General features: G+C 67.0%; 6 protein-coding genes. 2 read left to right on the forward strand and 4 right to left on the reverse strand.

The window, feature by feature from the left end; genetic code table 11:
• Positions 1 to 190 precede the first annotated feature (190 nt).
• Genes VB716_RS13140 through cax form a run of 3 tightly spaced genes read right to left on the reverse strand, consistent with a single transcriptional unit; the run spans position 191 to position 3,269 of the window.
• The gene (locus VB716_RS13140) at positions 191 to 973 is read right to left on the reverse strand and encodes a GIDE domain-containing protein (RefSeq protein WP_323270724.1); all 783 of its coding nucleotides are present in this window, start codon (positions 971 to 973) and stop codon (positions 191 to 193) included.
• The gene (locus tag VB716_RS13145; protein ID WP_197158323.1) at positions 973 to 2,163 is read right to left on the reverse strand and encodes a pentapeptide repeat-containing protein; all 1,191 of its coding nucleotides are present in this window, start codon (positions 2,161 to 2,163) and stop codon (positions 973 to 975) included. The genes VB716_RS13140 and VB716_RS13145 overlap by 1 nt, the downstream gene beginning before the upstream one ends.
• Complete coding sequence (gene cax, locus VB716_RS13150) at positions 2,160 to 3,269, reverse strand: calcium/proton exchanger (RefSeq protein WP_323270725.1); 1,110 nt, start codon at positions 3,267 to 3,269, stop codon at positions 2,160 to 2,162. Before cax ends, VB716_RS13145 begins: the two co-directional genes overlap by 4 nt.
• A gap of 101 nt (positions 3,270 to 3,370) precedes the next feature.
• Here cax and VB716_RS13155 point away from each other — a divergent pair, with 101 nt between their 5' ends.
• Both VB716_RS13155 and VB716_RS13160 read left to right on the forward strand, forming a co-directional pair.
• Positions 3,371 to 4,519: a DUF819 family protein gene (locus VB716_RS13155; protein ID WP_197171008.1), complete on the forward strand. Its 1,149-nt coding sequence runs from the start codon at positions 3,371 to 3,373 to the stop codon at positions 4,517 to 4,519.
• Positions 4,520 to 4,774: 255 nt separating this feature from the next.
• Complete coding sequence (locus VB716_RS13160; protein WP_323270726.1) at positions 4,775 to 4,951, forward strand: hypothetical protein; 177 nt, start codon at positions 4,775 to 4,777, stop codon at positions 4,949 to 4,951.
• A gap of 64 nt (positions 4,952 to 5,015) precedes the next feature.
• On the opposite strand, the gene VB716_RS13165 is transcribed toward VB716_RS13160, so the two are convergent.
• On the reverse strand, positions 5,016 to 9,632 hold the full coding sequence (locus VB716_RS13165; protein WP_323270727.1) for a PAS domain S-box protein: 4,617 nt from the start codon (positions 9,630 to 9,632) through the stop codon (positions 5,016 to 5,018).
• Between the last annotated feature and the right edge of the window lie 128 nt (positions 9,633 to 9,760).

Raw genomic sequence — 9,760 nt, forward strand, 5'->3', positions numbered from 1 at the left:
GCGCCTCCTTCGTCGTAAGCACGCACCCTCCACCCTTGCAGGCAAACGGCACTCGCCCTCAGTGCCTCGCAGCACCGAAGACTCTGCGTTTCCACCGGTGCTCTCGCTCCCGGTGTGCTGCGCAGTCCAAAACCATACCCCATACACCTTCAATCGGGCAAGCCGCCCACTGATGGGGCCGCGGGCAGCTTCAGCCCGCCAGGCTCAGCACCACCAGCACCAGGGCCGTGACGACAAGCACGGCGCTGCCCACGGCCCACATCCGACGCTGACGCGACGTTCGTGACAGCAGCAGCTGCTCACCTTCGCGGCGGATCAGGAACAGGCCCTCCTGCTCCGGCTTGCGCAGGGCCAGGCTGCCGCTGGCATCGCTGACCTCGGCCACCACGAAGATCCGCCCACCTGAGCGGAACACCTCTTCATCGCGTCGCATCCCGAGGCTGCGGATCTGCTGAGGCGCCAAAGCCTGACCCTTGCCGGAAGGCGCCGCCTCGTCGTCGGGTTCGAGGACGGAGAGCACCGATTCCCACTCCAGCTCGGCCTGCTCCGGTTCCACCGGCAGCTCCTGCCCGGCCTGCGCCAGGCGAAAGCAGCAGCGCCGCTCCAGCCGACTCACCTCCTGGGAGCGCTGCTCCCAGCGGCTTTTGGTGGTGGTGCGCCCTTCGGAATCGGTGGTCTGCTCCTCAACCCGCTCCTGATACAGGTGCGTGACCGTATCGACGAAGGCGACGCAGGCCTCGCCGCTCCAGGGGGCCTGCAGCGGCTCCTCGCAGACCAGCTCCCCCTCGAGCTTGACCAGTTCCCGGAAGGAGCCCCCGCCGATGCCATCCACCACGGTGGCGTGCAGATCCAGCAATTCGGCCACGCTGCTGCTGCGCGCCGCCCGCAGCAGGCTCAGGCGGCGCCCCTGATGCAGGGAGCTCCAGCCGCAGAACCCGGCGGCCAGGGCCGCGACCAGGGCGATCCAGCCCATCAGGCGCCCTCCTCGGCGCGGAGCGCCAGCCGATCCGGCAGCCCCTTGCAGCCGCCCGGCAGGGTCTGGCGGGAGCGCTTGCCGCTCCAGGCCGCCAGGTAGTGGCGGGCTTCCGGATCCAGCAGCCGCACCCCCGTGAGATTGATGTTCTCCACCAGGGCGCCGGTGCCCCGTCCACTCAGAAAATCAGGGCTGAGACCGATCTGGCGCGGCGTGGCGCTCTCCAGCGGGCCATAGAAGAAGCGGGTGCGCTCCAGCCGTGCCCCCTCCAGGCAGGCCCCGCCCAGATCGGCACCGGCCAGGTTGGCGTCGCTGAGGTCGGTGGCTTCGAGATTGGTGCCGCGCAGGTCGGCGCCATTGAAATCAATGCCGCGCAGATCGGTGCCGGCCAGGTCCTGACCCCGCAGGCTCTGATACAGCTGGATCACGGGCACGCCGGCCACCCGGTCTTCTTCATAGCTTCCCTGGCCATCGAGGATGGCGCGGCCGAGGCGATGGTCGCGCCGCAGCGGAGTGAGCAGGCGCGCATGGGAGAGAAAGCGCAGGATGCGGGCCTTGCCGTCGGCATCGATGCTGCTGAGCACGGCCGCCAGCCGCCCCTCGGCCAGCATCCGCTCGAGCGGCCAGTCTTCCAGCAGGCCTTCGTCGTCGCTGATCAGCTCGGAGACGCCGTGGATGAAGCTGTCGATCGTCTGGGCCTGGGTGATGCGGTTCTGCTGGGTGGTGAGCCGCTGGTCGACCATCACCTGCCGCCAGGCGATCATCAGCGCCACCGAAGCCACCAGGATCTGCCCGAAGGCGCCGATCACCCCTTCGCCGATGGCGCCGATCGCCTCCCAGTCGGCGCGGCGGTAGATCCCCAGCAGGGGATCCCACCAGCCCAGCTGCAGGGTGATCACCACCAGGGCCAGCACCAGCGCCAGCACGGCCGCGATGCGGGCGGTGGGGGGATCGTCGATCCGCTGGCGCAGCAATTGCCAGAGCGGCGGCAGCAACTGATGCAGCGACAGCCCCACGGTGAGCAGGGCCGCCGCCGCCGCCACCCAGACCAGGCCAGCCAGGGAGGCCGCCAGGGTGAGCGCCACCGCCAGCAGCAACCGCAGCAGGGGCGACTGGCGCAGCAGGGCCCAGAGGGTGATCGGGCGGAAGGGGGCCGGAGCCGTGCGGCGCTCGTCGGACAGCTGACTCATGGCAGGGAACCGCCCTGGAAGTAGAAACCTGCGCCCAGAATCAGGTAGGTCGCCAGCAGCAGCACCCCCTCCAGCCAGTCGGAACGCCCATCGAGGCTGACGAGGTTGCTCACCACCACGGCGGCGATCACGGCGACCAGTTCATAGAGGTTGAAACTCAGATCGAGGGGGTGGCCCAGGAAGGGCCCCAGCAGCACCAGCAGGGGCACCACCAGCAGGGCCACCAGCAGGGTCGAGCCCAGGGCCACCGACACCGACAGATCCATCTTGTCCTTGCGGGCCATGCTCACCGCCGTGAGGTATTCGGCGGCGCCGCCCAGCAGCGGCAGCAACACCACGCCGGTGAACAGGGCCGTGAGCCCGAAGCCCTCGGTGACGCTCTCCACCACGCCGACAAACAGCTCGGATTCATAGGTGAGCGCCAGGGTGGCCAGCAGCAGCACCATCACCCAGGGGAGCACCTTGGGGCGCTCCCCGCCATGGGCGAGCTCCTCGCTGTCGGCTTCGGCCACGGCATAGAGGGTGCGGTGGGTGCGCAGCGAAAACAACAGGGTGAGGCCGTAGACCGCCAGCAGCACCCAGGCCACGAACAGGGAGAAGGATTCGCGGCCGGCCGCTGCCACGCCACCATCGCCGCCACCGGCCAGGTTGCCGCTGGCGAGGCTGCCGACACTGGGCAGCAGGATCGCCAGCACCGCCAGGGTCATGGCCGATCCATTCACCCGGGCCACCACCGGCTGAAAGCGCTGCTCACTGCGCCCGATGCCACCGACCAGCATCGAGAGCCCCAGAGCCAGCAGCAGGTTGGCCATCACCGTGCCGGTGATGCTGGCCTTGACGATCTCCACCAGACCGGCTTTCAGGGCGGTGAGGGCAATGATCAGCTCGGTGGCATTGCCGAACACGGCATTGAGCAGAGCCCCGATCGAGGGGCCGAAGCTGATGGCCAGCTCCTCGGTGGCCGTGCTCAGCCAGATCGCCAGGGGAATGATCGCCAGCGCCGAGGTGGCGAACACCGCCCCATCGCCCCAGTGCAGGGTTTCGGCCAAGGCCGACAGGGGCACCATCACCAGCAGGCCGAACGCGATGGCGTTCCGGGGGGTCATGCGCCGGGATCGGATCGGCGCATTCTGACGGCACCAGCCCGGCTCGGCTGGGGCGGCTGCAGCATGGGCGCCAGGTTCCGGGTGCCGACACGGCGACACAGATGAACGACACCCTGGCGGGCTGGGCGCTGGTGCTGGGCCTGACGGCGATGGGCTTCTGGCTGGGCGAGCGCCCCGGCTGGTTCGGGCGGCTCGGCCCCACGCTCTGGGTGCTGAGCCTCGGCCTGCTCGCCTCCAATGGTCTGGGGCTACGCCTGCCGGAATCGGTGGCGGAGGGCGTGAATGGGCCGCTCACTTCGGTGGCGATCGTGCTGCTGCTGCTGGCGGTGGATGGCCGGCGGGTGTGGGAGGAGGGCCGCAGCCTGATCGCCCCCTTCGCCGCCGCGGTGGTGGTGACCTGTCTGGCAGCCCTGCTCGGCGCCCTGCTGCTGGGCCCCGCGCTCGGGGCAGACACCCCGCCCCTGGCCGGTCTGTTCACGGCCACCTACACCGGCGGCAGCCTCAATTTCGTGTCAGTGGCGCGGGCCCTGGCGGTACGGCCCGACCTGGTGACCCTGGCCACCGCCGCCGATCAGCTGGTCTTCACAGTGTGGTTTCTGCTCAGCCTGCTGCTGGGGCATCGACGCCAAAACAACCTCCACCTGGAGACGGAGGCCGGAGCGCTCGATCCCGGCGCGCGCTTCATTCCGCTGGTGTGGCGGCACTGGCGCCAGTGGGGTGGCCAGGCCCTGGCCTGCCTGGCGCTGGCCGTGCTCACCATGCTGGCCGCCACGGCGCTCACCGCCTGGCTGGAGCCCCTGCTGCCCCAGGTGCCGGGCCTCGGCATCGTGGTGCTCACCAGCCTGGCGCTGGTGGTGGCCCAGATTCCCGGCCTGCGCTGCAAGGCGCTGGCTTACCCCCTGGGCCTGCTGGCGATCCATCCCTTCTTTGCGGTGATCGGCCTGAGCGCGGCCGTGATGGCGCTGCTGGGGGAAGGGTTGAACGTGCTGATCTATGCCGCCCTGGTGGTGGCGGTGCAGGCGGTGGGGGTGCTGGCCCTGGCCCGCTGGCGCCGCTGGGGCCTGGTGGACACGCTCGTCTCCAGCCAGGCCGCCGTGGGCGGGCCCTCCACAGCTCTGGCCCTGGCCACCTCCTGCGGCCGCCAGGACCTGGCCGTGCCGGGGGTGGCCGTGGGGCTGATCGGTTACATGCTGGGCACCTACCTCGGGCTGCTGATGGCGGCGCTTGTGGCGGCGCCGATACCGACCTGAACCTGGCCGAATGTGAGGGTTCCTGCCGTTCTGCCGTTTTGTGGGTTACGTTGCTCTCATCTGGCAGAAGCCGGCGAGCCGCGTGCTCGCGCATGCCGGAACCAGCACCGAGCCGCCCCTGCGCTTCCTGGGGACGGCCCTTCAGGACCAAAGCCCTGGCGGTGATCCACCGCCACGTCTGTGCTGCCCGTGTGCGAGTCCCATCGGGGACCGTGGCAGCTGGCCGGTGCGTGATCCATATCCAGTCGCAACGTCATGTCCATCACCCGCAACCGACCCATCACCAGAACCACCCAAGCTGGCGCCAAGCGCAACACCGCCCCGTCGCGCAGCGCCCCATCCCGCAGCGCTGCGTGCAGCAGCGAACGGCGCGGAACCAGCAGCAACCCGCAGGAGACACCCTCCTGGGAAGAGCTGCTGGGGCGCCGCTGATCACGGCAGCGCAGATCAAGGCACCGCTGAGCAAAGCGCCGCTGAACAAGCCGCCGCTGAAGACTCAGGCCGAACCAACCGGAACGGCGTTCAGGGCGGCGAGTGCCGCATCGAAGTCAAAGCGGCGGGCGCAGTGCAGCGCCCGGCGCACCTGATCTCCCAGAGCGGAGGGACCGAGCTGCTCCGCCAGGTCCTCCAACGCTTCCCGCGCCTGCGCATCGCTGGCGGCCAGCAAGCTGCGGCAACGCTCCAGCCGTTCCTGCTGGAGAGCGAGAGCGGCGGGATCCTGCTCCGCCCTGGCCCTTGAGCGGTCCCCGGAATCAGGTCCCTCGCCGGACCCATCGCCAGGTTCCAGGGCCTCCAGGCCCGCCAGCACAGGGCGAAGCTGGGCGAGCAACGCCTGCAGTGCATCCTCAACCTGGGCGGTTTCAGCGTCTGCTTGCTCGGATTGCCCAGATTGCTGGGATTGCTGGGATTGCTCAGGTTGCTCCGAACAGGCCGCTTCCAGGGTCGCGGCCGCCTGCTGCACGCCGCGGGCGCCGATGGTGCCCGCCGTGCCCTTGAGCGTGTGCGCCAGACGGGTGGCCGTGCTGACATCGCCCCCCTGCCACGCCGCCCGGAACTGGGCCTCGAAGGTCTGCTGCTCCTCTGAAAAACGCCGCAGCAAGCGCCGGTACAGCTGGGCATTGCCCATGGTGCTGGTCATACCGGCGCGTCGATCGAGACCCGACAGAGGGGGGTGAATCCAGCGCGCCAGGGTGCGGAACATCACCTCCACATCGAGGGGCTTGGCGATGTGATCCACCATGCCCACCGCCAGCACCTTCTCCCGATCCCCGGTCATCACATTGGCCGTCATCGCGATCACAGGGATCGACGCCAGGGCCGGATCGGCCTTGATCGCACGGGTGGCGGTGTAGCCATCCATCACCGGCATCTGGCAGTCCATCAACACGCCGTCGAAGCGGCGATCGTGCGCCAGCAGATCGAGAGCCTCCTGACCATTGCCAGCCACCTCCACCACCAGGCCGGCCTGGCGCAGCAGCTCGCAGGCCAGTTCCTGGTTCATGGCGTTGTCTTCCACCAGCAACAGCCGCGCTCCAGCCAGGGCCATCACCGTTTCCGCCGGTTGCCGGTCCTGCTCGGAACGGCGCGACTCCGACCGGGCCTGGAGATGATCCAGGGCTGAGGCCATGGCCTCCAGCAGGGAGGAGGCCGTGGTGGGCTTGCTGATCACCCCATGGATCGCGAGCCCATTCCGTTCGGCCATCTCCTCGGCATCATCGGGCCCGAACGCCGTGACCAAGAGCAGGCGCGGCTGGGTCTTCAGAGGCAAGGCCGTGATCTGCAGCCCCGCCTCGATCCCGTTGATCAAAGGCATGCGCCAGTCCATCAGCACAAGGGCATAGGGATGGCCTTCGGCATCGGCCTGCTGCACCGCCCGCACCGCCGCCTCAGCATCGCTGGCTGTGTCGGCCTCCATGCCGAAGCCGCGGGCCATGGCGGCGGTGATTTCCAGGGCACTGGAGTTGTCGTCCACCACCAGCACGCGCACGCCGCGCAACTCCTCGGCGACAGGCATCCGCTTGGCAGCGGGATGGGGCTGCAGGCCGAAACGGGCATGGAAGTGAAACGTGGAGCCCGAGCCGAGGACACTCTCCACCCAGATCGACCCACCCATCATCTCCACCAGATTGCGGGAGATCGCCAGCCCCAATCCCGTGCCGCCGTACTTGCGCGTCACGGAGCTGTCGGCCTGGCTGAACGACTGGAACAAGCGGCCAATCTGGTCTTCGGACAGGCCGATGCCCGTATCCCGCACCCAGAAGTGCAGCATCACGGAATCGGCACCAGCTTCAAGGGGCTCGACCCCCACCACGATCTCGCCCTGTTCGGTGAACTTCACGGCGTTGTTGCCGAGGTTGATCAACACCTGCGAGAGCCGCAGCGGATCGCCCACCAGAGAATCCGGACAATGGATCGTCTGATCAAACAGCAGCTCCAGACCCTTGTCGACAGCCTTCATCCCGACCAGATCCGCGAGATGGCGAAGCACGGCTTCAAGGGAGAAGTCGACCGCTTCCATGATCATCCGGCCGGCTTCAATCTTGGAGAAGTCGAGGATGTCGTTGATGATGCCCAGCAGGTGTTCCGCGGAGGTGTGAACCTTGCCCACATAGTTGCGCTGTCTGCGATCGAGATCGGTCTGCAGCGCCAGCTGCGACATCCCAAGGATCACGTTCATCGGCGTGCGGATCTCATGGCTCATGTTGGCCAGAAAATCACTCTTGGCCCTGGTGGCCTCCTCGGCCAGCTCCTTGGCCTGCAACAGCGCCATCTCGGCCTGCTTGCGATCACTGATGTCGTGGATCGTGCTCATCAGCTTCAGCCTGCCTCCAAGCATGGCCGGCACCAACGTGACCTCGCAGGGAAAGACAACCCCATCCCGCCGGCTATGCAGCCAGTCAAAGCGCTTCATCTGTCTGGTGGCCAGGATGTCGGAGACGGTCGTCGAGACCCGCTCCGCCGAGAGGCTGCCATCGGCCTGCAGCGGCGGCGAGAGGTCCTGGCCGGGACTGGTCTGGAGAAACTGCTCCAGACTCTCGTAGCCGAACATCTCGAGGGCACGGTCATTGACATGCTCCCAACCCCGCTCGGGATCGAAAATGAGCAGGGCATCGTTGGAACTGCGGAAGAACGCATTCACGACCTCCTCGGCTGCCTTGCGTTCGGCGATGTTCTCGAACATCCACACGGCAGACAGCTGATCCCCCTCAACCCGCAGGGCCTGAGCCGACACACTGGCCAGAAAGGGCTGGCCGTCCTTGCATTGCAAGGTCCACTCACAGGTGGCAATCCTGTCGGCCTTCAGATCAGGCAGCATGGCGGCCTCGAAGGCATCGTGATCCTCCGGGCTGGGGAACAGGATGGACGCAGAACGATCGATCAACTCGCCGGGTTCGTAACCGAGGTAGACCGCAGCGCGCCGGTTGACCTGGGCCATGATGCCGCCCTTGATGTAGAGAATGCCATTGGGAGCGCTCTGGAAGATCGCCTCCTGCTGGTCCAGCAACTGCCGGATCGCTGCTGCCTGTTCACGCCGTTGGGTGATATCCCGCAAGGCTGCACAGAAGCAGATGCCGTTGCCCTCGGAATCCGGCAAGAGGGAGATCCTGATCTCCACAGGAAACTCGACTCCGGCGCTGCGTTGACCGCTGAGCTCGACAGTGAAGATCTCAGCGTCAGGCTGGGGATCCACGTTGGTCAGAGAGGGGAGCAATTGCTCCAGGATCGGCCCAGCAGACGGAACGAGCGCCACGAATTCATGTCCCTTCAGGCCTGCGGAAGCCACACCGAACATGGCTTCGGCCTGCGAATTGGCAAGGATCACGCAGCCGGCTGAATCCGCCACCAGCATGCCGTCTGGAGCCGATTCGATAATGGCGCGGTACCAGGCTTCGGTGCTCTGGAGAGCCAGCTGCCCTGCTTCAAGCTCGGCGGCTTGCTGCTGCAAAGCCTCGGACAGCTTCCGGGAACGCGCCAGCAGCTGTTCGGTGTTGGCGCGACGCTCGAGAATGTCGAGGTTCATCGCCAGCACGGGCAGGATCGCCTCGATGAGCGCCAGCTGCCGCGGCTGGAACGGCTGAAAGCTGGCCACCTCAAGCACCGCCAGCACCCGATCTCCGCGCAGCACCGGCCACAACGACAGCAGCGTGGGTACCGCCTCCCCAAGACTGGAGCCGATCCGCACATAGTCGGCCGGCGGGTGAGTGAGGATGATGGGTCGGCGCTGAAGCGCACACTGGCCCACCAGCCCCTCGCCGATGCGGAACTGCTGGGCAAGATCCTCGCGTTGTCGGTAGGCGTAACCTCCAAGCAACCGCAGCCTCTCCTGCCCCTGAGCGAGCAGGAAGAAAGCGCCGTGGCCGATCGGCACCGCGGCGGCGAAGGCGCGAAAGAAACGATCAACCAGATCACTGAAACCCTGCGAGAGCTGCAGGGTGGCGGCGATCTCGGCCTCGTGGCTCTTCATCCAGCGCTGGTCTTCCACCTGGCGGGATTGATCGCGCAGCACCCGGATTGATCGGCTCCAGGCGCCGATCTCATTGGGGTAGTGGGCGAATGGGATCTCCTGATCCAGTTCCCCCTCGGCCAGGCTCTCCACCACCCGGCGCAATCGATCTTCCGGCTGACGCACGGAGCGCGCCACCAGAAGGGCCGCCGAGACCGCCAGGACCATCCCCGCGATCAGCACCAGCGCCAGCATGTTGATGCTGGTGGCAGCAACCCTGCCGGCCTCGCGATTCCGCTGCGCCGCTTCCTCGTTGATCGACGCATTGATCTGTTCGAGCTTCTCGATCAGCGACTGCAGCACGATCTCGAAGTGCAGATTCCTCACCTGAGAACGGCTCTCCATGGCCTGCAAGGCCGGACGGAAGGAGCGCATCACCCCCATCAACTCGCCCAGGGGAACAAGCAGCTCCGTGTCGTTTGCATGATTGGCTGCCAATTGGCCCTGGGCCCGTTCCAGGTGGCCCTGCATCTTCTGGTAGGCCCCGAGGATCTGCGCACTGATCAAGCGGCGACGCTCGGGATCCGTTGTGGAGAGGAGCTCCATCAACGACCGCTCGATGCGGGACAGCTGGATGGTCGCCACACTCAGATCCGAGCCGGTGAACACATAGGGACTCCTGAAAAATCCAGATCCATTGCGCCGCAGCTGGTCTCAAGCATGAGAAACCGCTAAAGTAGCCGTGAATCAGGCAATCCGTGATTGCCTTTACTCCTGATCGCTCCATATGTACCGGA

This window comes from Synechococcus sp. CCY9201 (assembly GCF_034931105.1).
GTDB lineage: Bacteria > Cyanobacteriota > Cyanobacteriia > PCC-6307 > Cyanobiaceae > CBW1002.